Consider the following 23,527-nt stretch of genomic DNA (forward strand, 5'->3'; position numbering starts at 1 on the left):
CAGTCCGTGGGCGCCCAGCGTACCGAGCGCATCCGGGAACAGGGTGAAGGCTTCGCGTGAGGCACAATGTCGGGGTGATAGACGACCAGTCCCGGCCCTCCCGAACCCGGCGGGCCCGCGCACTGCTCTCCCGCCAGGTCGAGGACGCGCAGCTCGCCCGCCCGGTGGCGGCCCTGATCTCGATGGTGCTGCTGTGCCTGATGATCCTGGGTGCCTCGCTGATGCCGGTGCCGTACGTGATCGAGCAGCCCGGCCCGGCGATCGACGTGCTCGGCTCCTACGACGATGAGCAGATCATCGTCATCGATGGCGCGGAGACCTACCCCACCGAGGGTGAGCTGATGATGACCACCGTCTCCGTGGACGGCGGGCCCGGGTTCCGGGTGACCCCGGTCGAGGTGGTCGCCGCCTGGTTCGATCCCACGAAATCCGTGCTGCCTCGTGAGGCGGTCTTCCCCGAGGGGCAGACCCGTGAGCAGACGGTCCTGACGAACTCCGTCGCGATGGGCTCGTCCCAGCAGGGTGCGGTCGCCGTCGCCCTCGAGGAGCTCGACATCGACTTCGACCCCGTGATCATGATCGGCGGGGTCGAGCAGGACGCTCCGGCCGACGGCACCCTCGAGGCCGGTGACGTGATCGTCTCTGTGGACGGACGCAGCGCGACAGATGTCGCCGGCTACCAGGAGCTGGTCCTCGGCACGCCGAAGGGCGAACCCGTCCCGATGACCGTTCGTCGCGACGGTGAGGAGCTCGACCTGGAGGTGCCCGCCGAGATGGTGGACGGTGCCCCGAAGATGGGCGTCGTGCTCACCTCCGGGTACGACTTCCCGATCGACGTCGAGATCGCCGTGGGGGACATCGGCGGCCCCAGCGCCGGGATGATGTTCTCCCTGTCGGTCTACGACGAGCTGACCCCGGGCGCCCTGACCGGTGACCACCAGATCGCCGGGACGGGCACCATCGCCGCGGACGGCACGGTCGGCGGGATCGGCGGGATCCGCCAGAAGATGGTCGGTGCGCACGACTCCGAGGCCGACTACTTCCTCGCCCCTGCCGCGAACTGCGACGAGGTCGTCGGCTACGAGCCCGACGGACTGGACGTCGTCGCGGTCTCCGACTTCGACGGGGCCCTGAAGGCCACCGAGACCATCGCCGAGACCGGCAGCACCGACGGTCTCCCCACCTGTGACGACGTCGCGAAGACGTCGCAGAACGAGGACTGATGAGTAAGCGCAACCGCCGCCGCACCCCGCCGAGCCCCACCGTGGTCTTCGACTACGGGGGAGTGCTCAGCGCCGGACACGACCCGGTTCCGGGCATCCACGACCTGCTCGGCGGCGACATCGGCGCCGTCCGCGAGGCCCTCTGGGCCCACCGCGACAGCTACGACCGGGGTGCCAGCACGCCGGAGGAGTACTGGGGCTCGGTGGCCATGGCCGCCGGCGTCGAGCACCTCACCGAGACCGAGGTCGGCGAGCTCCAGGCTGCGGACAACCGGTACTTCCTGCGACTGGACCCAGCGTCCCGGGAGCTGCTCCACGACCTCGCCCGCAACGGCGTGCGCCTGGCGCTGCTGTCCAATGCCTCCGAGGCGTTCGGCGAGGCGGTGCGTCGCGCCGACTGGTTCGAGGCCTTCACCCTCGCGGTCATCTCCGGCGAGGAGCGGGCGGTCAAGCCCGGGCGGGAGATCTACGAGATCCTGCTGGACGTGCTGGCGCACGAGACCGGGGGAGTGTCGATCCCGTCGGCCGTCGTCTTCTTCGACGACCGCGAGGAGAACGTCGCCGCCGCTCGGGCGCTGGGGATCGATGCGCATCTGTGGCCGCGCAACGGCGAGGAGCAGGCCGACGGCGCCGAGCACGGGGCGGCGATCGCGCGCCGCGTGCTCACCGAACGGGGCGTCCCGCTGGACTGAGCCCCGTTGGACTGAGCCGCGCTGGGTCAGAGGATCTCGCCGCCCATCAGCACCGTGCCGAGGACCCACCACGGCACGAAATGGGCGACGGCCACCTGGCTCCCTGCCGCGACCAGCAGCACGGGCCAGCGCGTGTCGCGGCTCGTGGCACGGACCACGAGCGCCGCGATCAGAAGGAGCAGGAACAGGACCAGCGCCGCCCCGCCGACCAGGAGGCCCGCCGGGCCGGCGATGACACCGAAGGTCGCCGCGGCGGAGAGCAGCACCACCCCGGCTCCGATCCCTCCGATCACGGAACCGGCCACCAGTGCGATCAGACGTTCCCACCAGGCGGTGCGGTCCGGCACCAGCAGGGACCCGAGCTGGAGCACCACGGAGATCACCCCAGCGAGCGCCGTCGCCGAGGTCAGGACCATGACGGCCAGATCGTTGCCCCGGTCCCACCCGAGGTTCTCGAGCATCACCCAGATCGAGCCGACCCCGCCGAGGATCGCCAGGATCGCCGCCAGGACATGGCAGCACAGCAGCAGGGGCAATCGGCTTCGGCGCGGTGCGGTCTCGATCATGGCGGCACCGTAGCGGCTGGAACAGAGCAGCGCCTAGGCTCCAGTCGTGGACGAACCCCCTGTGACATCTCCGAGCGAGCCCTCGAGCCCCCGTGGTGACGCGCTGCTCGTGGGCCTGCACCTGGTCGCCGTGGTGCTCGCGGCCTCCAGCGGCTATCTCGCCCGCTGGTCCTTCCATGCGAGTACCCAGCCCGAGGCTGACGCGACCGCTCTGGAGCTCCTCGTGCTCGTCGCCGTGGCCGGTGGTCTGCTCTCCCTCGCCCTGCAGGTGGCGACGCTCCTGGTGCCGAGCGTCGCCACACGAGGGGCGCGCCTGCTCGCGCACAGCATCGGGGTGGTGGCGAGTGCCGTACCGACCGCGCTCATCGCCCTGGCCGGGCTCCTCACCATGGGGTCTCTGCTCCCTCAGGCCGGGGACGCGATGAGCCTCCTCACCTCGCTGGTGCTCCTGGCCTGCCTGGCAGGTTCCGGCTACCTCTCCATCGCCCGTTCGCAACGGCGCCGGGCGATGCTCCTGCTCGCCGCGGGCTCGGCGCTCGTGGTGTCGTTCTTCAGCGTCTGGTGGTTCGTCAACGGCCTCGCTCTGGCGGTGAACCTGCTGGGGCTCGATCCGGCGACGTCGGGGTAGAGTCGGGCAGGCGACACATCCCGTGCGGCACCGCGTCGCGGCGCGCCGGTGAGAATCCACCAGACCCCTCTCCGAACAGGAACACGCGTTGGCTGAATTCATCTACTCCATGTACAAGGCCCGGAAGGCTGTGGGCGAGAAGGTCATCCTCGATGACGTCTCCATGAGCTTCTACCCGGGTGCGAAGATCGGCATGGTCGGCCCCAACGGCGCCGGCAAGTCGACGATCCTGAAGATCATGGCCGGGCTCGATACGCCCAGCAACGGCGAGGCGAAGCTCTCGCCCGGCTACAGCGTCGGCATCCTCCTGCAGGAGCCGCCGCTGGACGAGTCCAAGACCGTCCTGGAGAACGTCCAGGAGGGCATGGGCGAGCTGTTCAAGAAGGTGCAGCGCTTCAACGCCATCGGCGAGGAGATGGCCGAGCCCGACGCCGACTTCGATGCGCTGATGGCCGAGATGGGCACGCTCCAGACCGACATCGACGCCGCCAACGGCTGGGATCTCGACTCCCAGCTCGAGCAGGCGATGGACGCGCTGCGCTGCCCGCCCGGAGACGAGATGGTCACCCATCTCTCCGGTGGTGAGCGCCGCCGCGTGGCGCTGTGCAAGCTGCTCCTGGAGAAGCCCGACCTGCTGCTGCTGGACGAGCCCACCAACCACCTCGACGCCGAGAGCGTGCTGTGGCTCGAGCAGCACCTCACGCAGTACGAGGGCGCCGTCATCGCCGTCACCCACGACCGGTACTTCCTGGACCACGTGGCCCAGTGGATCGCCGAGGTCGACCGCGGTCACCTGTACCCCTATGAGGGCAACTACTCCACCTACCTGGAGAAGAAGGAAGAGCGCCTCAACGTCCAGGGCAAGAAGGACCAGAAGCTCGCCAAGCGCCTCAAGGAGGAGCTGGAGTGGGTGCGGTCCAACGCCAAGGGCCGCCAGGCGAAGTCGAAGTCCCGACTGGCTCGCTACGAGGAGATGGCCGAGGAGGCCGAGCGCACTCGCAAGCTCGACTTCGAGGAGATCACGATCCCGCCGGGCCCGCGCCTGGGCAACCAGGTCATCGACGCCAAGGACCTCAAGAAGGGCTACGGCGAGCGGGTGCTCATCGACGGGCTCTCCTTCACCCTGCCGCCCAACGGCATCGTGGGCGTCATCGGCCCCAACGGCGTGGGCAAGACCACGCTGTTCAAGACGATGGTGGGCCTGGAGCCGATCGACGACGGCGAGCTGAAGATCGGCAAGTCCGTGCAGATCAGCTATGTCGACCAGAACCGCGAGAACATCGACCCGGAGAAGAACCTCTGGGAGGTCGTCTCCGACGGGCTGGACTACATCCAGGTCGGCAAGGTCGAGATCCCCTCACGCGCCTACGTCAGCCAGTTCGGCTTCAAGGGCCCGGATCAGCAGAAGAAGGCGGGGATCCTCTCCGGTGGTGAGCGCAACCGCCTGAACCTCGCACTGACCCTCAAGCAGGGCGGCAACGTGCTCCTGCTCGATGAGCCCACCAACGACCTCGACGTGCAGACGCTCGGATCGCTCGAGAACGCCCTGCTGGAGTTCCCCGGCTGCGCCGTGGTCGTGTCCCACGACCGCTGGTTCCTGGACAGGGTCGCGACCCACATCCTGGCCTACGAGGGCACGGAGGAGGACCCGGCGAACTGGTACTGGTTCGAGGGCAACTTCGAGTCGTACCAGGCCAACAAGGTCGATCGTCTCGGTGCGGAGGCCGCTCGTCCTCACCGCATGACCTACCGTCGCCTGACCCGCGACTGAGGGCCCGCTCCTCGCGGAGAGAATCCCTTGCCGAGCGCCCCACGATCGATCACCTGGTGATCGGCCGTGGGGCGCTCGGCGTTGAGTCGTCGTGCCGTTGTGCCGTCGAGCTGTCAAGCCATCGGGCCGACGGGCCGGATGCTGTCCGTTCCTGCAGGCGGGAACCACCTCGCCATCCGTCCAGAAAGTTCTTGCAGGAGAGGGGCGTTCGGCGCGTCCGACCGACGGCCGCGAGCCTCGCATCGACGCAGGCTGTGAACCAGGATTCGGCGGCGTGCGCGGCCTGCCGTCCGCGCGCAAGATCGGCGCAAGGGGAACGGTGATCCCGGGTACCCTACGAGCATGAAGCCGCTCTCCACGATCACGGTGTCCTCGGAACTCCCCGGTGCCCTCGAGCCCCTGCGCGAGCTCGCCCTGAACCTGCGCTGGACCTGGCGGCGCCAGACCGCCGACCTCTTCCGCGCCCTCGATGCCGACGCCTTCACCGCGAGTGGCGAGAACCCGATCGCGATGCTCTCGCGCGTGTCGGCGGGACGGCTCGCCGAGGCCGCCCGTGACGAGTCCTTCCTGGGCCGCATGCGCTCCGAGGTCGGCGACCTGCGCACCTACCTGGAGTCCGGCCGCTGGTTCCAGCGCATGGTCCCCGGCGCCTCGGCCTCCGGCGCTACGGCCACCGGTGCCACTGGGACCCCGTCGGTCGCCTACTTCTCCATGGAGTTCGGGATCAGCCCGACGCTGCCGATCTACTCCGGCGGCCTGGGCATCCTGGCCGGTGACCACCTGAAGTCCGCGTCGGACCTCGGCGTGCCGCTGGTCGCCATCGGTCTGCTCTACCAGTGGGGCTACTTCTCGCAGTCGCTGGACCGCTCGGGCTGGCAGCAGGAGAACTACAAGCACAACGACCCCGAGAAGCTCCCCGTCGAGCCCGTGCACGGGGCCGACGGCGAGCAGCTGACCGTCGCGGTCGTCCTCCCCGACGGCCGCGAGGTCACGATTGCGCTGTGGAAGGCCCAGGTGGGCCGGATCCCCCTGCTCCTGCTGGACACCAACCTCGAGGTCAACGACGAGGAGGCCCGGCAGATCACCGATCGCCTCTACGGCGGCGACCACGAGCACCGCATCGTCCAGGAGATCGTGCTGGGCATCGGCGGCGTGCGCGCCGTGGAGGCGTTCGCCGCCGCGACCGACGTCCCCGCCCCGACCGTCTTCCACCTCAACGAGGGCCACGCCGGCTTCTCCGGTCTCGAGCGCGTGGGCCGGTTGATGCAGAGCGGCGCGGGCTTCTCCGAGGCCGTCGCCGAGGTGCGAGCCGGGACCGTGTTCACCACCCACACGCCGGTGCCCGCGGGCATCGACCGCTTCGAGGCGGATCGCCTGCGCCAGTACCTCGGCGCCGACGACTCCGGCATCTCCCGGCTGATCCCGGCGCTGCCGGTCGAGGCCGCCCTCGCCCTGGGCATCGAGGAGGGCGGGGACATCTTCAACATGGCCCAGCTCGGCTTCCGCATCGCCCAGCGCTCCAACGGCGTCGCGAAGCTCCACGGCGCCGTCTCCCGCGCCATGTTCCAGGATCTGTACCCCGGCTTCGACGTGCCGGAGGTCCCGATCGGGTCGGTCACCAACGGCGTGCACCGCCGCACCTGGACCTCGTCGGTCATGGACGACCTGTTCAAGAAGGCCCTCGGCGATGTCGACGTCTCCTCGCTCAGCGACTGGAGCGCGCTGTCGACCCTTAGCGACCACGAGCTCACCGAGGCCCGGGACACGCTGCGCGAGTCCCTGGTGACCATGGCGCGTTCCCATGTCCGGGAGTCCTGGCTGCGCCGCGGCGCGGACGCGGCCGAGCTCGCCTGGACCGATCACATCCTGGATCCCAAGGCGCTGACCATCGGCTTCGCCCGTCGCGTGTCCACCTACAAGCGGCTCACCCTGATGCTCAGCGACCCCGAGCGGTTCACGCGCATCCTGCTGGACCCGGAGCGTCCCGTCCAGATCGTCATCGCCGGCAAGTCCCATCCGGCGGACCGCCCCGGCAAGGAGTTCCTCCAGCAGCTGGTGCAGTTCGCCGACGACCACGGGGTGCGCCACCGGATCGCGTTCCTGCCCGACTACGACATCGCGATGGCCTCCGTGCTGATCGCCGGATCCGACGTCTGGCTGAACAACCCGATCCGTCCCGAGGAGGCCTCCGGCACCTCCGGGATGAAGGCCGTGCTCAACGGCGGCCTCACGTTCTCCGTCTCCGACGGCTGGTGGGACGAGATGAAGGACGACGAGGCCGGCTGGACGATCCCCACCGCGGGCGTCGAGGACCAGTCCGAGCGCGACCGGCTCGAGGCCGAGGCGCTCTACGAGATCCTCGAGGGCCGCATCGTGCCGCAGTTCTACGAGCGCGACGCCCGGGGCCTGCAGCACACCTGGATGACCACGGTCCGGTCCTCGCTGGTGGCGATCGCTCCGCAGATCACCGCGGCCCGCATGGTGCGCGACTACGTCACGGAGCTGTACCTCCCCGCCGCCCGCGCCGCCTCCGCGTTCCGCTCGGATCTCTCGCTCGCCTCGACGTTCACGGCGTGGAAGGCCGATGTGCAGGCGGCCTGGTCCGGCGTGCGCGTCTCCGCGGTGTCGCTCGAGGGCGCCGTCGATCGTGCGGCCTCCAGCAGCTCCGAGAGCTCCAGCCGCGCCGAGATCACCAGCGGCGCCGAGATCACCAGCGGCGCCGAGATCTCCCTCGTGGCCCAGGTAGATCTCGCCGGTCTTCGCGCTGAGGACGTCCTGGTCGAGGCGGTCCTGGGCGCGGTCGACGCCGAGGGTGAGATCATCGACGCCCAGTTGATCCCGCTGCAGAGTGAGGAGAACGGCCGGTGGACCGCTCGTCTTGCGCTCTCCGTCCCCGGCGAGGTGGGATACACCGTGCGGGTCACCCCGCAGCATCCGGTGCTCGCGCACCGTGCAGAGCTCGGCCTGGTCGCGACCGCCTGAGCAGCCCGCAGCATCCGAACGGAAGGTCCCGACCCCGTGCCGACTCGTCGTCAGCTCCTGCTCTCCTCCGCGGCGATGGGGGTGGCCGGGATCGGGGCCCTCACCGGGTGCTCCGAGGAGGCTCCCCCGGACGTCGATGATGCCGACACCCTGCGGATGCGGGTGTGGGACGACGCCGCGGCCTCCGCCTACGAGACGTCCATGGCCGCCTTCTCGAAGGAGTCCGGCATCGACGTGCACGTCGAGGTGATGGGCTGGGACGACTACTGGAAGCAGCTCCCGCTGGATGTCGCGGGGGAGTCCCTGCCGGATGTGCTGTGGATGAACACGGCGAATCTCGCGGAGGCTCATGCCAGCGGTCAGCTGATCGAGGTCGGGGAGGTCGTGGCCGATGCGGCCGCGCAGTGGGAGGAGTCCGCCACCGACCTCTATCGGATCGACGACGCCCTGTGGGGCGTGCCGCAGGTCTGGGACCGGAGCATCCTGGTCGCCCACCAGGAGCTGGTCGAGGCCGCGGGAGGGGACGCCGCGGAGCTGCGTTTCGAGCCCGGCGCCGAGACGGACAGCCTCCGTGACCTCGCCCGAGAGATCACGGTGGACGGTGAGGGCCTGCATCCCGGCGACAAGGGGTTCGACCCCGCGGCTCGCGCGGCGTTCGGGTTCAGCGCGCATCCGGACCGATCGGCGGTGCTGGGACCCTTCATCGCCGGCCACGGCGGCGCCTGGCAGGACGAGAAGGGCGCCTTCACCTTCGCCTCGCAGGAGGGGATCGAGGCCGTGCAGTACCTCGCGGACCTCACGGCGGGCCATCTCGCGCCCGACGGCGCCGAAGCGGTCACCGACGAGACCCTGTGCCAGAGCCTGTTCGTCGAGGGCAAGCTCGGCCTCCTGCAGACGGGAACCTACGACCTCCATGTCCTCGCCGAGGGGATCAAGGAGGCGTTCCCCTGGTCCGTCCACCCACCGGTCGCCGGGGCCGAGGGGCCGCGCCCACTGGTGCACGCGGTCGCGGCGGTCGGGATCACGCCCGACGACGATGAGGAGCGCGAGGAGGCGATCGGGGAGCTGCTGAGCTGGCTGGGGAGCGTGGAGGGACAGCGGCCGCTCGCGGAGAACCGCCTCGGCATCCCCGCCCACCGCGATCTCCACAGCGTCTGGCAGGAGGAGTGGAAGGCCGACGGCGTGGACGTCTCCGTCCTGGCGGAGGCGCCCGGTGACGTGGCCCTCCCGGAGACCGGGAACCGTTCGGCGGAGGGCACAGGGGCAGCGCTCCCGATCATCGCCGAGGTCTTCACCGGCACAGCGACCGCCGCCGATGCGCTGCCGAAGGCTCAGGACGCGGCGGAGGACGCCACCGGCTGATCCGCTCAGTCCGTGGCAGGACCCTCGCGGGTGGCACGGACCTCGATGAAGAGCTCATCGGGGTCGAGCCGTCCCGCGGTCTCCACGATCACGACGACCATGTCCGAGCTCGCCCAGGTCTGATGCACCTCTCCCGGCTCCCAGAAGGCCGCCTGCCCCGCGGAGATCGGTCGGCGCGAGCCGCCGTCGGCCGAGACCTCCCCGTGCCCGCTGAGGACCGCGAAGACCTGCCGCATCCCGGCCGGGTGCTCGCCGAGCGTCCCACCGGCGGCGAGGTGCGCGATCTGGACATGTGCGCGCTCCGCGTCCGTGATCCGCGGCAGGAAGTCCATCGCGACGCCGCTGCTGGCGAAGGCGGTGATCTGCTGCCTCGGAAGGGTCACGATCCTCATGCGGTCATCGTACGGCGGGGGCCGAGGACCGTCGGGCGCCACCGTGGCCGCGCTGACGGACCCTTCGCCGGCCGGACCACGGGCCTGCCTATACTGGCCCGCGGACACGGGGTGCGCCGTCCGGCGCTGAGATCACACCCGTGGAACCTGATCTAGTTCGTACTAGCGAAGGGATGTCCTCAGTGGCTCCGTCGTACCCTGCCCGAATTCCCCGCGTGCTGTCGATCGCCGGCACCGACCCCTCCGGAGGAGCCGGCACCGCTGCGGACCTCAAATCCATCACGGCGGCCGGCGGCTACGGCATGAGCGTGGTGACCGCGCTGGTCGCGCAGAACACCCGCGGAGTGCGCGATATCCACGTGCCGCCGGTCGCCTTCCTCGACCAGCAGCTGCGCGCCGTGAGCGATGACGTGCAGATCGATGCGGTCAAGACCGGGATGCTCGGCACCGCCGCGATCATCGCGACCGTCGCCGCCTGGCTCGACGAGCATCCGCCGCACATCCTGGTGGTGGATCCGGTGATGGTCGCGACCAGCGGGGACAGCCTCCTGGAGCCGGACGCGGAGCAGGCGATGATCGACTTCTGCGCCCGCGCCACCGTGGTCACCCCGAACATCGAGGAGCTCGCCCGGCTGGCGGGGACGGAGCGCGCGGCCGACGAGCAGGAGGCGCTCGCGCAGGCCCGGCAGTGGGCCGCACGGACCGGGGTCGCCGTGGTGGTGAAGACAGGTCATCTCGAGGCTCCGCAGGTCACGAACACGTGGGTGGAGCCCGATGGTCTCGAGCACCGGGTCGACTCGGCGCGCCTGACCTCGACCAGCACCCATGGCACCGGATGCTCCCTCGCCTCAGCGCTCGCGACACGGCTGGGCGGCGGCGGGACCCCGCAGGCGGCTCTCACCTGGGCCACGCAGTGGCTCCACGAGGCGATCGCCCACGGGGAGGCGCTGCGTGTCGGAACAGGCCACGGTCCCGTGGACCACTCCCACCGCGCCCGCAGCCTCGAGGCGGCAGGGGAGTCGACCCCCTGGCTCGAGCCCGGCCGGATCCCGGCGACGCTCGAGACCCCGGAGGACGTGCCGGCCCTCGCGGCGGTCGGTCCTCACGCGGGCACCCCGGATCCCACCGACGCCGGCGCAGTCGGACCTGCCCTAGAGCCCGCCGTCGCACCGGCCGGACCCTGGACGCGCGCCTTCTGGTCGGCGGGGGAGTCCCTCGCGCGAGCCGTCGCGGACTCGGACTTCGTGCGCGCCCTGGTCGACGGCAGCCTCCCCGACCGGGAGTTCTCCTTCTACCTGGCTCAGGACGCGCTGTATCTGCGCCGGTACTCCCGGGCGCTCGCGGCGCTGTCCGCTGCGTCGAGCGAGCCCGAGGCTCAGGTGTTCTGGGCGCATGGCGCGGCGAACTGCCTCACCGTCGAGTCCGCTCTGCACCGCAGCTGGAACGGCGACCGGGAGGAACCCGAGATATCGCCTGTGACCAGTGCGTACACCGACTTCCTGCTGGCCGCGACCCAGGGCGAGGACCGCGTCGTCGCCGCAGCCGCCGTGCTGCCCTGCTACTGGCTCTACGCCCAGACCGGGGCCACGCTGCCGGCTGTCCCGGAGGGCCACCCGTATGCGGACTGGCTCGACACCTACCGCGATCCCGACTTCGTCACCGCGACGCAGGGCGCCCTCGACCTGATCGAACGGGAGCTCTCCGCCGCCGCGCCGGCGGCACGCTCCGCAGCCCTTCGCGCCTATCTCGTCGCCTGCCGACACGAGCTCGAGTTCTTCGACCAGGCACTGCGCCTGGCGGCGCCGGCTCCCCAGAGGCACCGCGCCCTCGCTCTGGACGGTGCGCTGTGAGCGCCCCCGCCACGCCCCGACCCGACGTCGAGCGACTCCCTCCCCAGGGACGGGCAGCGCTGCGGGCCGGAGTGGTCGGCAACTGGATCGACAACATCCACGTGTTCCTCCCGCTCACCGCGCTCGCCCCCGCGATGATCGTGCTCGCCGGTCCCGCGGCGGCGGCCTCGACGGGGTCCCTGATCGTCGTCGCGATGCTGCTGGGCCGTCCGATCGGCGGAGTCGTCTTCGGACGCATCTCCGATCGGCTCGGGCGCACCCGCACCACGCGGGTCGCGATCGCCGGCACCGCCGCCTGCGCGCTGGTGATTGCCGCCATGCCCACCCACGAGGTGCTCGGCGTCGGCACGATCGCCCTGATCCTGGCGCTGAGATTCCTCGGCGGGATCTTCGTGGCCGGCGAGTACTCCGCGGCGATCCCGCTGGCCATGGAGTGGTCGAGGCCGCGCCGCCGCGGGCTCCTGAGCGGGCTGATCCTCTCGATGGCCCCGTGGGCGCAGGCGAGCATCGCCTTCGCCGTCGCGATGCTGCTGGTGATCCTCGGCCCGGACGCCTACGCCGCCTGGGGCTGGCGGCTGCTGTTCGTGCTCGGGGCGGTCGCCTCGCTCGGCATGCTGATCTACTACAGCCGGCAGGTGGCCGACGCCCCGGTCTTCCACCGGCAGGCCCGCAGGGAGCAGGACAGGGCGGAGCGCGACCGGGCGGAGCTGGACCGGACAGCCGCCGCGCGACCACGAGCCGGGCTGCGCGACATGTTCGTCGGCCGCTGGGCACGGACCTTCTGGCAGGTCTTCGTGCTGATGACGGGGCTGTGGCTGCTCACGAACACCACCGTGCTGCTGCTGACCGGCCGCCTCGCGACGGACACCGGGCTGCCCGCCACCGGGGTCTCCCTGGCCATCGGGATCGCGTCGATCGCGCAGGCGATCGTGATGGCGATCGCCGGGCACCTGTCGACCAGCATCGGCCGACGCCGGGTGTTCCTGGTCTGGGGCGCCTGCGCCGCCACGCTCGGCCCCCTGCTGTGGTGGCTCGCGGTCACCTCGCAGAGCGTGGGGCGGGCGGCGGTCTTCGCCGCCCTGCTGCAGGTCATCACCGTCGCCGCCTACGGGCCCGTGGCGGCCTACCTCTCCGAGCGGTTCCCGACGGAGGTCCGCTCCACCGGCTACGGCATGGGCTACAGCCTCTCCCTCGTGATCCCGGCGCTGTATCCGTTCTACCTGCCGGGGATCGAAGCCCTCCTCGGCCGCGACGGGTCCGTGATGGCGCTGATCTCCCTCGGCGGCGCGCTGCTCATCCTCGGCGCCGCACTCGGGCCACGGCTCGGGCCGGGAGAGGTCGACGCCGAGCTCGACCGCGTCGTCGGTGCACCGACCACCACCGTCGACCCCACCTACCCGTCCGCCGGCGAGAAGGAGACCTCCCGATGAGTCCCCTGCAGCACGATCCAGCCCGCGTCGGTGCCCCTGATAGCGCCCCTGACGCGGACCTCGAGCCGATCGCGCACGTCCTCGACGCGGTCCGACGGCGCGAACCGCTCGTGCACTGCCTGACCGCGACCGTCTCCATGGGCCTCGTCGCGGACGGCCTGCTCGCCGCGGGCGCCCGCCCGATGATGACCGAGACCCTCCAGGAGGCACCGACGCTCACCACCCTCGCCGACGCGCTCGTGGTGAACCTCGGGACCCTCAGCACCGACGCGATGGACGGCATCCCGGCAACGGTCGAGGCTGCGGTGCGGGATGGCCGCCCCTGGGTGCTGGACCCGACGGCGATCGGGATCGCCCCGGTGCGCACCCCGCTGGCGCGCACCCTGCTCGCCTCGTCCCCAGCGGTGGTGCGGGGAAACGCTTCCGAGGTGCTCGCCCTGGCCGGTGAGGGGAACGGCGGTCGCGGTGCAGATTCCGGTGCGGATCCCGGGAGCGCCGAGGACGCCGCCGCCCGGATCGCGGCGCGCACCGGCGGCGCCGTCGCGGTCTCGGGGGCCGCTGACCTGATCGTGTCGACCCGAGGTCGCTTCCGTCTGGAGCGCGGGACGCCCTTGCTGACCAGGGTGACCGGCACCGGATGCCTGCTCGCCGCGCTGACCGCCGCGTGCCGGGCGGTCGAGACCGACGATCTGACGGCGGCGCTCGCCGCGAGCACCTGGATGGCGCTGGCGGGGGAGACGGCGCAGGAGCGGTCCTCCCGGCCCGGCTCCTTCCGCCTCCACCTGCTCGACGCCCTCGACGAGGTGGGGCGATGACCCGGGAGCGGCCCCTCACGATGACTGCCACGCAGAGAGTCCCGACGGCAGCTCCGAAGGTTCTGGACCTGCGCTGCTACCTGGTGACCTCCGGTACGGGCCGACGCACGGTCGAGGCGGCCGCGGCCGCGGCGGCCGGCGGTGCCGGGATGATCCAGGTGCGCGCCAGGGCCGCCTCGACCGCTGAGCTGCTCGAGCTCACCTGCACTCTCGCGGCGGCCGTCCACGAGGCGCGGCCCGCGACCCGGGTGGTCGTGGACGACCGCGCCGACGTGGCCTTCGCGGCGCGGCGTCGGGGCGCCGAGGTGCACGGCGTCCACCTGGGGCAGGACGACCTGCCCGTGGCCGAGGCCCGAGCCCTCCTGGGACCGGAGGCGATCATCGGCCTGACCACGGGCACGCTGGCGACCGTGCGCGGGGCCGAGGAGATCCACCACCTGCTCGACTACGTCGGCGCCGGCCCGTTCCGCCCCACCCCGACGAAGGACTCCGGTCGCGAGCCGCTCGGCGTGGACGGCTGCGCGGCCCTCGTCGCGGCGACGCGGCTCCCGGTCGTCGCGATCGGCGGCATCACCCCCGCGGACGTCCCGGCGCTGGCCGGGATCGGGATCGCCGGGGTGGCGCTCGTGCGCGCGATCATGGACGCCGAGGACCCAGCTGGCATTGCCCGGGACGTGGTCGCGGCCCAGTCCTGACGGCTCAGGAGCCGTCCTTCACCCGGATCATGCCCTCCTGGGTCACGGTCGCGACGAGGTCGCCGGAGCGGTCGAACAGCTGGCCGTGGGTCAGGCCGCGCCCGCCGGAGGCTGAGGGGGAGCGCTGCACGTACAGCAGCCACTCGTTGGTATCCACGTGCCGGTGCCACCAGATCGCGTGGTCGATCGTGGCCATGCGCAGACCGGGCGTCATCCAGCTCAAACCCTGCCGGCGCAGGATCGGCTCGAAGGGCGTGTAGTCGCTCGCGAAGGCGAGGATCGCGTCGTGGAGCAGCGGCTCCGCCCGGACCGGGGCGATCATGCGCATCCACACCATCTGCGTCTCGGTGGCCTCCGGGGACTCCGAGGTGGGATCCGGGCGCAGGTAGATCGGGTCGGTGACGTGGCGGATGTCGATCGGTCGCTGGGTGGCCCAGTAGCGGGCCACCGGGTGGTCGATCCCCTCGAGCACCTGGGCGGTGGTCGGAAGCCCCTCGGGATCCGGGGCCTCGGGGGCGCGCTCCTGATGCTCGAGACCCTCCTGCTGCTCCTGGAACGAGGCGGTCATCGCGAGGATGGTGCGCTCGCCCTCGGTGGTCCCGTCGGCCCGGGTGCGGCCCGGCTGGGTGGCCAGCACGCGGCGCACCGAGAAGGAGTTCCCGTCGCGCAGCGCATCGACCTGGAAACGGATCGGGTGCGCCGGATCGCCCGGGGCCAGGAAGTACGAGTACATGGAATGGATGCGGCGCCCCTCGGGCACGGTCCGGCCCACAGCGGTCACGGCTTGGCCCATCACCTGCCCGCCGAACACATGGCCCCCGGGCTGCGGGGAGGAGTCCGCCTGGAAGGCGGCCACGGTCGCGGGCGTGGCGAAGTCCGGGGCGATCTCGATCGCGCGCGGGTCCAGCAGCTCGATCAGGCCCGCTGCGACAGCCGCCGGGTCATGGAGGGGTGCGCTCATAGGACTGATCGTACTGGTCCATCTCGACGGGGGACGGCACGGACCGACACAGGCAATACGATGCTGACCATGGCCGACACCACATCAACGAACCGCAGTGACCATCGTGGGCATCCAGAACCGGCTCCCCGGGTCGAGCAGGCAGAGCAGGTCGAGCAGATCCGGGGCGCGGCGCACGTCGACATCGCGGTCCCCGTCCGCTGGACCGACCTGGACGCCTACGGGCACGTGAACAACGCCGCGATGGTGCGGCTGCTGGAGGAGGCCCGCATCGGGGCCTTCTGGCCGGCGCCCGAGGAGCAGATCGCGCTCGGTGCTCCGGCGCCGGCCGCCGCGCTGCCCGGAGGCGGGGTCGGTTCGACGATCAGCACCGTGATCGCCTCGCAGCGCATCGAGTACGTGCGATCCATGGGTCACCGCCGCGACGGGGCCGTGGTGCGCCTGTGGATCTCCCGCCTGGGCGGGGCGAGCCTGAGCGTGGACTACCTCGTGCTCACGCGCGATGATCCCGACGGCGCGGCGCCCTACGCCCGTGCCCGCACCGTGGTGGTGATGATCGATGCCGAGGCCGGCACCCCGATGCGGCTGGACGCCGCGACACGCGCGCAGCTCGAGCGGTTCCAGGGCGAGGGGCTCACCTTCCGCGACTGACGGGCTCGCCCCGGGCGCCGGACGCCCTCAGGTCAGATGGTCCGGGATGGTCCGCACGGCAGCCGGGGCCTCGCCGCCGTCGACCGTGTTCACCATCGACTGCGCGGCCCGGTCCATGTAGTCCCACAGGGTGTCGGCGTGCAGCGGCGGCAGGTCGAGGGAGTCGATCGCCGTGCGCATGTGCCGCAGCCAGGCGTCGCGGGCCGACGGCGAGACCGGGAACGGGGCATGGCGCATCCGCAGCCGCGGGTGGCCGCGCTGCTCGCCATAGGTCTTGGGCCCGCCCCAGTACTGCTCGAGGAAGGTGCGGAAGCGGTCCTTCGCCCCGGTGAGGTCCTCCTCGGGATACATCGGGCGCAGCACCGGATCCTCGGCGACGCCCTCGTAGAAGCGGTCGATGAGCGCCTCGAACGTGGGGTGGCCGCCGACGGCCTCGTAGAAGCTGATCTGAGCAGGCGGGGTGGTCATGGGAGCTCCTGGAGGTCGGGATTGATCACGGCTGAGCAGATCACGGCTGGGCGATGTCGGTGAAGCGGGGCTGGGCGAAGGAGACGTCGGCCGCGGCGAAGGCGGCCCGGATGCGGCCACGCAGCTCGCGCTCCACACCCCACTGCTCCCCGGGCGAGGTCTGGATGATCACGCGGCGCTGGTAGCGGTTGCCGTCCACGTCGAGCATGCCGCTGATGTTCGCCCCGGACTGGACCAGCTGTGCCCAGTCCGTGTCCTGTGCCAGCTCGTCGGTGACGGAGGTGAGCACCTGGGTGACGATGTCGTCGTCGGCGTCCGCATCGATATCCAGCACCACCACGGCGTTGGAGTAGCCGCGGGAGTAGTTGCCGACCCGGATGATCTCGCCGTTGCGCACGGTCCACAGCACGCCGTCGATCCCGCGCACCTGGGTCACGCGCAGGTTGATCCCCACCACGGTGCCCTCGGCGTACTCGAGGTCCACGTAGTCGCCCACGGCGACGATGTCCTCGAACAGCATGACGATGCCGGCGACGACGTCCTTGATGATCGTCTGCGCGCCGATGCCGGCGGCCAGGCCGATCACGCCGAGCGAGGCGATGACCGGGGCGATGTTCACCCCGATCTTGTCCAGGATCATGACCAGGGCCACGGCCCAGATCATGAGGTGCGCGACATTGCGGGCCACGCTGGAGAGGGTCTCGGCCCGCTGCTCGCGTCGTGCCTGCGCGGCCTTCTGGGCGCGCGCGTCGCGCTTGACGACCGAGCCGGCCACGCTCGAGAGCTTCGTGCCGGAATCGGCCATGGTGCGGAAGAAGCGTCGCAGCAGCCAGCTGGCCACCATGGTGGCGAAGGTCGCGGCGACGAGGATCACCACGATCAGCAGACCGCTGCTGGTCAGCCACCTCACGAGCTGATCCATCACGGACAGCGCCTCGTCGGTGCCGGGGCTGGAGAGCAGGGTTCCGAGGTCGAAGGGTTCGTCAGGCATGGTCCTGACCATAACGCCCACCGGTGCGCAGAGCCTGGAGAGCCGGGGCCAGCAGGAGACCCACGAGATAGAGACCACCGAGCACGATGGTCACCACGCCGACGGGCAGGGCGGTGGGCAGCACGTGCTGGGTCACGAGGTCGGCGCCGCTGAGCAGCACCGCCCCCATCGCGGCGCTCGCCGCGAGCGGGATGCCGGTGCCGCGCACCAGGCGCTTGGCGAGCTGCGGGGCGGACAACGCCACGAAGGCGATCGGCCCGGACAGCGCCGTGACCGCGGCCACCAGCACCACCGCCAGCAGCAGGATCCGACGTCGGGTGCGTTCGACGGCGACACCGTGCACGGCGGCGACGTCGTCGCCCAGCTCGAGCTGGCGCAGGAGGGGCACGCACAGGATCAGCAGGGGAACCACGACGACCAGCAGGATCAGCACGGGGACCAGCCCTGCCCAGTCGATGAGGGACAGCGTGCCCGCGCCCCACATGCTCGCGGCCATGGCGACCTCGTCCAGGGCCTGCAGCAGGATCCACACGTTGACCGCGTTGAGCATGGCGGACATCGCGATGCCGACCACGATCAACCGGAATCCCTGCACGCCGTCGCGCCGCGCCAGCAGGTACACGATCACGGCGGAGCCGATCCCGCCCACGAGGGCGCCGACGGTCGTGGCGGCGCCTCCGAGCAGGCCGGCCGCCGCAGGGGGTGCGACGAGGGTCAGCAGCAGCACGCCGGTGTAGGCGCCGGTGGAGAAGCCCAGCACGTCGGGGGAGCCCAGCGGGTTGCGGGTGAGGGTCTGGAAGATCGCCCCGGACAGGGCCAGCGCGGCCCCGAACACGACCGCAGCCAGGGCGCGTGGCAGTCGCCACTCCAGCACGATGGTGCTCGCGAAGCCGCCGCGGCCGGTGAGGGCCTCGAGCAGCTCGGGCAGGGTCAGCGGGAAGTCGCCGCGGGACAGGGCGATCAAGGTCAGCACGAGGGTGATCAGCCCCAGCACGGTGCAGACGACGACGGAGCGGGTGCGTCGCGCGGTGACCGCGGTCCTCGCGGCGCTCACAGCCCGCTCGCCCGTCGTCGTCGGACCAGCACGATCAGCACCGGGGCGCCGAGCAGGGCGCTGACGATGCCCACGGGCACCTCGCCGGGCCACATCACCACGCGGGCGATGACGTCGGCGAGCACCATGATCACCGCGGACAGCAGCGCGGCCAGGGGCAGCAGCCGGGTCTGGTCCGGGCCCACGATCCAGCGCGCCACGTGCGGGGCCATCAGGCCGAGGAACACGATCGGTCCGGCCAGGGCGGTCGCCGACCCGGCCAGGAGGGTGATCGCCAGGACCAGCAGGAAGCGGGTCCTGCGCACGTTCGCCCCGAGCGAGGCGGCCATGTCCTCCCCGAGGAGGAGCGCGTTCATCGGCCCGGCGAGGGCGAGGGCGAGCACGAGACCGGCCAGCACCACCGGCAGTGCAGGCAGCGCCGTCTCCCACCCGCGCTGCGAGAGGTCCCCGCTCTCCCAGCTCAGCAGGATCGAGTACTCCCGCGGGTTCGACAGGCGGAACGCGGAGGTGATCCCGGCGAGCACTGCTCCGATCGCGACGCCGGCGAGGGTGAGCCGCTCGGGCGTGATCACCCCGGCGCCCAGGGTGCCGATCAGGAACACCGCAAGGGTCGCCACGAAGGCGCCCGCGAGGGAGGCGGCGACGAAGACGACGGGGGAGGAGACCCCCAGGAGCACGATCACGAGCACGATCGCGAAGGCTGCGCCGGCGTTGACCCCGAGGATCCCCGGCTCGGCCAGCGGGTTGCGGGTCAGCACCTGCATCAGGGCGCCGGCGACCCCGAGGGCGGCGCCCGCGCTCAGGGCGATCACGGTGCGGGGCAGGCGGAGGTCGACCACGGCCGAATAGTCCTGGGCGATGACGCCGAGCGCCCGGGCGCGCTCGGGCGAGGACTGGCCGGACCCCAGATGTGTGAGCGAATCGATGAGGATCCGGCTCACCGTCGTCGGGGGCACAAGGCGGGAGCCGACGTAGAGGCTCGCAGCGCAGAGCAGAACCAGCGCGACCAGCGCGAGGCCTGTCGCGACCAGGCGCCGCGGGCGCGGTCCGGCTCTCCTGATGCGGGGCCGGCGCGGGGCCGTGAGGGGTGAGCGTCCGGTCACAATCTGCTTCCCGAGGGGGTGAGGGGCCTGTTGGCCTCCTAGAGGGTAAGGGTAACCTCGCCTACGGTTCACACGGGACCATCACCCATCCCACGGAGCACCCACCATGATCACTCGTCGTTCGCTCGCCGTCGTCCTCGCCGCCGGTTCTGGCCTCGTGCTCGCCGCGTGCAGCGACTCCCAGGCGGAGAACTCCGCCGACGGGCCGACCCGCGCGGGATCCGAGGGCGGGGCGTTCCCGGCGACGGTCGACACGGCCTTCGGCGAGATCACCCTCGAAGCCACTCCCCAGCGCATCGTCGCCCTGGGATGGGGCGACGCGGAGACCGCGCTGTCCCTGGGCGTCCAGCCCGTCGGCGCCTCCGACTGGCTGGCGTTCGGCGGCGATGGTGTCGGGCCGTGGGCCGAGGGCCTGTACGACACGGCGCCGACGATCATCGAGACGCTCGAGCCCTCCTACGAGGCGATCGCCGCGCTCGAGCCCGATCTCATCCTCGACGTGAAGAGCTCGGGGGACCAGGACCGCTACGACCGTCTCTCCCAGATCGCCACCACCGTGGGGGTCCCCTCCGGCGGCGAGAACTACCTCACCACCCCCGAGCAGCAGCTGACGATGATCGCGACGGCCCTCGGGGTCCCGGACGCGGCCGACGCCCTGCAGCGGGAGATCGACAGCCTCTTCGTGGAGGCCGCCTCGCAGCACGAGCAGTGGGACGGCCTGAGCGTCGCCGCCGCCACGCGGACCTCCGAGGGCTGGGGCGCCTACGTCGACGGCACCGAGCGGGTGGAGTTCCTCAAGCGCCTCGGATTCGTCCAGTCCGAGGCGATCGCCGAGCTCCCGGCCACCGCGACCGGCTTCAGCGTGGACGTCTCGGCCGAGCAGCTCGACCTGTTCGACGCCGACCTGATCGTCGCGTTCCCGATCTACATCGAGACCACCGAGATCACCGAGGATCCGCAGTGGCAGGCGATCCCGGCGGTCGCCGACGGCCGCGCCATCGTCCTCGAGGGTGATCTGTCCTCCGCCTACTCGCTGGGCTCGGTGCTCTCCACCAAGTACGCCGTCGAGAAGATGGTCCCGCTGATCGAGAAGACGCTCGACGCCTGAGCACCGGGCTCGCACAGCCGACTGGCTCTGACAGCAGATGGGCGCCGCGCACCGCTGAGGTGCACGGCGCCCATCGGCGTCGAGGTGGGTCAGCTGAGGTGGCTCAGCTGACCCGCGAGGGGATCAGCTGACGTCCGCGGTGCGGACCTTCTCCTGACGGGCCACGGTGTCGCGACCCTCGATGATGATGCGGCGCAGGCCGAAGGGGGCCTCCTCCGCGTCGGCCAGCCACGCGTCGGCGTCGTCGAGCACGCCCTGACCCCCGTAGGAGGAGGGGAAGTAGCCCGAGACGAGACGGTTGGCGATCTCGGTGGACCGCTCCGCCCACACCGCGCTGATCGCCGCGAAGTACCGCTGGCGGTACGGGGCGATCAGGGTCTCGTCGACCACACGGCGGAAGCCCAGGATCACGGCGGTGATCGACTCGTTGGCCAGGGTGTCCTTCTCCATCGTGCGCCGCCAGGCCTTCGCCTTGGAGACCTCCGTGGGCAGGGCGGCCTTCGCGGTCAGGGCGCTCTTGCGGCCGGACTGGGTGTCGTCGGAGGCGAGCTGCTCGTCGATGCCGGCGACGTCGATCCCGCCGAGGACGGCGAGGGAGATCACGAGCTTCCATCGCAGATCGGTGTCGATGGTCCGGCCGGGGAGCGTGACCGATCCGCCCAGGAGACCCTCGAGGGTCCCGCGGTGCTCGTCGGAGCGGGCGAGCCGGGCGAAGGACTCCACGAACTGGAGCTGGGCGTCGGACCCTGCGTCGGCGACCTGGGCGAGCTCCCACACCGCGCTCGCGGCGTCGAGTGTGCGCCCGATGCGCTGATCCGGGGCGGCGTACGGACCGGCGACGGTCTCGAGCTGCTGCAGCAGGGTGCGCACGACGGAGGAGGAGTCCTCGCCGGTGATGTTGGCGAGCACGAGCTGCTGGTAGCGGCGGCTGGGCAGCTCGCCGTCGCGCACCATGTCCCAGGCGGAGGACCACAGCAGGGTGCGAGCCAGCGCATCGTCCAGATCACGCAGATGATCCATCGCGACGGCGAGGGAGTCGTCGTCCAGACGCACCTTGGCGTAGGCGAGGTCGCCGTCGTTGACGAGCCACAGGTCGGCGCGCTTCCCGACCAGGTCGGGCACCTCGGTGAGGTCGCCGTCGACGTCGATCTCCACGGACGACGTGCGCGCGAGCGTGCCGCCCTCCAGCGAGAAGCCGCCCACCTGCAGACGGTGGGGGCGCAGCGTCCGGTGCTCCTGGGGAGCGGTCTGCTGGATCGCGAAGCTGGTCACCGTGCCGTCCTCGGCGCGCTCGATCAGCGGGCGCAGCGTGTTGACGCCGGCGGTCTGCAACCACAGCTGCGACCAGGTGCTGAGGTCGCGGCCGCTGGTGGCCTCGAGCTCGACCAGAAGGTCCGTGAGCTCCGTGTTGCTCCAGGCGTGCTTGGCGAAGTAGGCGCGCACCCCGGCGAAGAACTCGTCGCGGCCCACATAGGCGACCAGCTGGCGCAGCACCGAGGCGCCCTTGGCGTAGGTGATGCCGTCGAAATTGGTCTCGACCGCCTCGAAGTCGACCATGTCGGCCACGATCGGGTGGGTCGAGGGCAGCTGGTCCTGCTGGTAGGCCCAGCCCTTCTCGGAGAGGGCGAAGGTGGTCCAGGAGTCCGTCCAGCGGGTGACCTCGGCGCTCGCGAGCGTGGAGGCGTACTCGGCGAAGGACTCGTTCAGCCACAGGTCGTCCCACCAGCGCATGGTCACGAGGTCCCCGAACCACATATGGGCGAGCTCGTGGAGGATCGTGAGGTCGCGGCGCTCGCGCACCGCGTCGGAGACCTCGGAGCGGAACACGTAGGACTCCACGTACGTGATCGCGCCGGGGTTCTCCATCGCGCCCATGTTGTATTCGGGGACGAAGACCTGGTCGTACTTGCGGAACGGGAAGTCCTGGTCGAAGGCCTCCTCGTAGAAGTCGATACCGGCCTTGGTCACGTCGATGACGTTTTGCGCGTCGACGTGCTCGGCGAGGGAGGCGCGGGCGAACACGCCCATCGGCACGGTGCGACCGTCGCGGGTGGTGATCTCGCCGGTGCCGCCCTGGTAGTTGCCGGCGATCAGTGCGACGAGGTAGGTGGAGATCCGCTCGGTGGGATCGAAGGACCAGGTGGCGGTCTCAGCAGCCGTGCCGTTCTCGGCGGCGGACGGAGCAGGGGTCGGGGCGTTGGAGATGACCCGCCAGTGGGCGGGGGCGGTGACCGTGAGCTGGAAGGTGGCCTTCAGGTCGGGCTGCTCGAAGCAGGCGAACATCCGGCGGGCGTCGGAGACCTCGAACTGGGAGTAGAGGTACACCTCGTCGTCGACCGGGTCCACGAAGCGGTGCAGACCCTCGCCGGTGTTCATGTAGTTCCCCTCGGCGAGGATCCGCAGAACGTTCTCGCCCTCGGCGAGGGCGGGCAGGCGCACCCGGGCGCCGTCGAAACGGGATGCGGGATCGGCCAGCAGCTCGCCGTTGAGCTCGATCTCCTGCACCGCCTTCGCGATGAGATCCACGAACGTCTCCTGCGCCGTGGTGGAGGAGAAGCGGATGGTGGTCTCGGTCAGGAACGTCTCCGGGCCCGTGGTCAGGTCCAGCCGGATGTCGTAGGAGTCGGTGCTGAGGAACGAAGCGCGGCTGCGCGCTTCGTCGCGCGTGAGATTCTCGGATGCCATGGCGTCCATCCTGCCACCGCTGGTGGGGTGATCCTGTGCGATCTGATCTCGAGCACGTCTCGACTCTCGAGCGCAGGCCTGTCGTAGTGGTTGGGAGTGA

At 71.1% G+C, this 23,527-nt stretch carries 20 protein-coding genes and 1 riboswitch; of the genes, 12 read left to right on the forward strand and 8 right to left on the reverse strand.

The genetic code is table 11. The features are described 5' to 3' along the window. The first annotated feature begins 74 nt into the window (after positions 1–74). On the forward strand, positions 75–1,223 hold the full coding sequence (locus ABD093_RS15475; protein WP_343925604.1) for a YlbL family protein: 1,149 nt from the start codon (positions 75–77) through the stop codon (positions 1,221–1,223). Beyond that, complete coding sequence (locus ABD093_RS15480; RefSeq protein ID WP_193116210.1) at positions 1,223–1,915, forward strand: HAD family hydrolase; 693 nt, start codon at positions 1,223–1,225, stop codon at positions 1,913–1,915. Before ABD093_RS15475 ends, ABD093_RS15480 begins: the two co-directional genes overlap by 1 nt. Positions 1,916–1,941: 26 nt before the next feature. On the opposite strand, the gene ABD093_RS15485 is transcribed toward ABD093_RS15480, so the two are convergent. Continuing rightward, on the reverse strand, positions 1,942–2,481 hold the full coding sequence (locus ABD093_RS15485) for a hypothetical protein (protein ID WP_193116209.1): 540 nt from the start codon (positions 2,479–2,481) through the stop codon (positions 1,942–1,944). Between the two features lie 46 nt (positions 2,482–2,527). Here ABD093_RS15485 and ABD093_RS15490 point away from each other — a divergent pair, with 46 nt between their 5' ends. The 4 genes from ABD093_RS15490 (at position 2,528) to ABD093_RS15505 (ending at position 9,224) form a co-directional block, all read left to right on the forward strand. Then, positions 2,528–3,109 (forward strand): hypothetical protein, encoded by a 582-nt coding sequence (locus ABD093_RS15490; RefSeq protein WP_193116208.1) that lies wholly within the window; start codon positions 2,528–2,530, stop codon positions 3,107–3,109. An 88-nt stretch (positions 3,110–3,197) separates the two neighbouring features. Then, positions 3,198–4,880: an energy-dependent translational throttle protein EttA gene (ettA, locus tag ABD093_RS15495; protein ID WP_193116207.1), complete on the forward strand. Its 1,683-nt coding sequence runs from the start codon at positions 3,198–3,200 to the stop codon at positions 4,878–4,880. A gap of 342 nt (positions 4,881–5,222) precedes the next feature. Beyond that, entirely contained in the window at positions 5,223–7,862 is a 2,640-nt protein-coding gene (glgP, locus tag ABD093_RS15500; RefSeq protein ID WP_343925607.1) for an alpha-glucan family phosphorylase, read from the forward strand. Positions 7,863–7,898: 36 nt separating this feature from the next. Then, positions 7,899–9,224 carry an ABC transporter substrate-binding protein gene (locus ABD093_RS15505; protein ID WP_319021486.1) on the forward strand — a complete coding sequence of 442 codons (1,326 nt, stop codon included), beginning with the start codon at positions 7,899–7,901 and terminating at the stop codon, positions 9,222–9,224. A gap of 5 nt (positions 9,225–9,229) precedes the next feature. On the opposite strand, the gene ABD093_RS15510 is transcribed toward ABD093_RS15505, so the two are convergent. After that, positions 9,230–9,616 (reverse strand): cupin domain-containing protein, encoded by a 387-nt coding sequence (locus ABD093_RS15510; protein WP_193116205.1) that lies wholly within the window; start codon positions 9,614–9,616, stop codon positions 9,230–9,232. A gap of 97 nt (positions 9,617–9,713) precedes the next feature. Then, positions 9,714–9,807, forward strand: a riboswitch (TPP riboswitch). Between ABD093_RS15510 and ABD093_RS15515 the strand changes: the two genes are divergently transcribed. From ABD093_RS15515 to ABD093_RS15530, 4 genes are all read left to right on the forward strand, one after another. After that, entirely contained in the window at positions 9,790–11,466 is a 1,677-nt protein-coding gene (locus ABD093_RS15515) for a bifunctional hydroxymethylpyrimidine kinase/phosphomethylpyrimidine kinase (RefSeq protein ID WP_343925610.1), read from the forward strand. (Overlaps the previous riboswitch by 18 nt.) Then, positions 11,463–12,896, forward strand: coding sequence for an MFS transporter (locus ABD093_RS15520; protein ID WP_319021485.1), 1,434 nt, complete (start codon positions 11,463–11,465; stop codon positions 12,894–12,896). The genes ABD093_RS15515 and ABD093_RS15520 overlap by 4 nt, the downstream gene beginning before the upstream one ends. Then, the gene (gene thiM, locus ABD093_RS15525) at positions 12,893–13,711 is read left to right on the forward strand and encodes a hydroxyethylthiazole kinase (protein WP_193116203.1); all 819 of its coding nucleotides are present in this window, start codon (positions 12,893–12,895) and stop codon (positions 13,709–13,711) included. The genes ABD093_RS15520 and thiM overlap by 4 nt, the downstream gene beginning before the upstream one ends. 20 nt (positions 13,712–13,731) lie before the next feature. After that, a complete protein-coding gene (locus tag ABD093_RS15530) occupies positions 13,732–14,406 on the forward strand; it encodes a thiamine phosphate synthase (RefSeq protein ID WP_343925613.1) in 675 nt (224 codons plus the stop codon). Between the two features lie 4 nt (positions 14,407–14,410). Here ABD093_RS15530 and ABD093_RS15535 read toward each other — a convergent pair whose 3' ends face one another. Next, on the reverse strand, positions 14,411–15,367 hold the full coding sequence (locus ABD093_RS15535; protein WP_193116201.1) for an acyl-CoA thioesterase: 957 nt from the start codon (positions 15,365–15,367) through the stop codon (positions 14,411–14,413). Positions 15,368–15,436: 69 nt separating this feature from the next. On the opposite strand from ABD093_RS15535, the gene ABD093_RS15540 reads away from it, so the two are divergent. Beyond that, positions 15,437–16,018, forward strand: a complete 582-nt coding sequence (locus ABD093_RS15540) for a thioesterase family protein (RefSeq protein WP_193116200.1) — start codon at positions 15,437–15,439, stop codon at positions 16,016–16,018. A gap of 27 nt (positions 16,019–16,045) precedes the next feature. Here the strand turns inward: ABD093_RS15540 and ABD093_RS15545 are convergent, their stop codons facing one another. From ABD093_RS15545 to ABD093_RS15560, 4 genes are read right to left on the reverse strand one after another with little or no spacing between them, the layout of a single operon-like run. Further along, positions 16,046–16,486, reverse strand: coding sequence for a globin (locus ABD093_RS15545; protein WP_343925615.1), 441 nt, complete (start codon positions 16,484–16,486; stop codon positions 16,046–16,048). Between the two features lie 40 nt (positions 16,487–16,526). After that, on the reverse strand, positions 16,527–17,477 hold the full coding sequence (locus ABD093_RS15550; protein WP_193116198.1) for a mechanosensitive ion channel family protein: 951 nt from the start codon (positions 17,475–17,477) through the stop codon (positions 16,527–16,529). Next, the gene (locus ABD093_RS15555) at positions 17,470–18,531 is read right to left on the reverse strand and encodes a FecCD family ABC transporter permease (protein ID WP_343925618.1); all 1,062 of its coding nucleotides are present in this window, start codon (positions 18,529–18,531) and stop codon (positions 17,470–17,472) included. Before ABD093_RS15555 ends, ABD093_RS15550 begins: the two co-directional genes overlap by 8 nt. Then, positions 18,528–19,634, reverse strand: a complete 1,107-nt coding sequence (locus ABD093_RS15560; protein ID WP_343925619.1) for a FecCD family ABC transporter permease — start codon at positions 19,632–19,634, stop codon at positions 18,528–18,530. The genes ABD093_RS15555 and ABD093_RS15560 overlap by 4 nt, the downstream gene beginning before the upstream one ends. Before the next feature lie 106 nt (positions 19,635–19,740). Between ABD093_RS15560 and ABD093_RS15565 the strand changes: the two genes are divergently transcribed. Then, a complete protein-coding gene (locus ABD093_RS15565) occupies positions 19,741–20,742 on the forward strand; it encodes an ABC transporter substrate-binding protein (RefSeq protein ID WP_343925621.1) in 1,002 nt (333 codons plus the stop codon). Between the two features lie 123 nt (positions 20,743–20,865). On the opposite strand, the gene pepN is transcribed toward ABD093_RS15565, so the two are convergent. Continuing rightward, the gene (gene pepN, locus ABD093_RS15570) at positions 20,866–23,427 is read right to left on the reverse strand and encodes an aminopeptidase N (RefSeq protein WP_343925623.1); all 2,562 of its coding nucleotides are present in this window, start codon (positions 23,425–23,427) and stop codon (positions 20,866–20,868) included. Positions 23,428–23,527: the final 100 nt, after the last annotated feature.

Origin of the sequence: Brachybacterium tyrofermentans, from assembly GCF_039526165.1 — a bacterium.
Taxonomy (GTDB): Bacteria; Actinomycetota; Actinomycetes; order Actinomycetales; family Dermabacteraceae; genus Brachybacterium; species Brachybacterium tyrofermentans.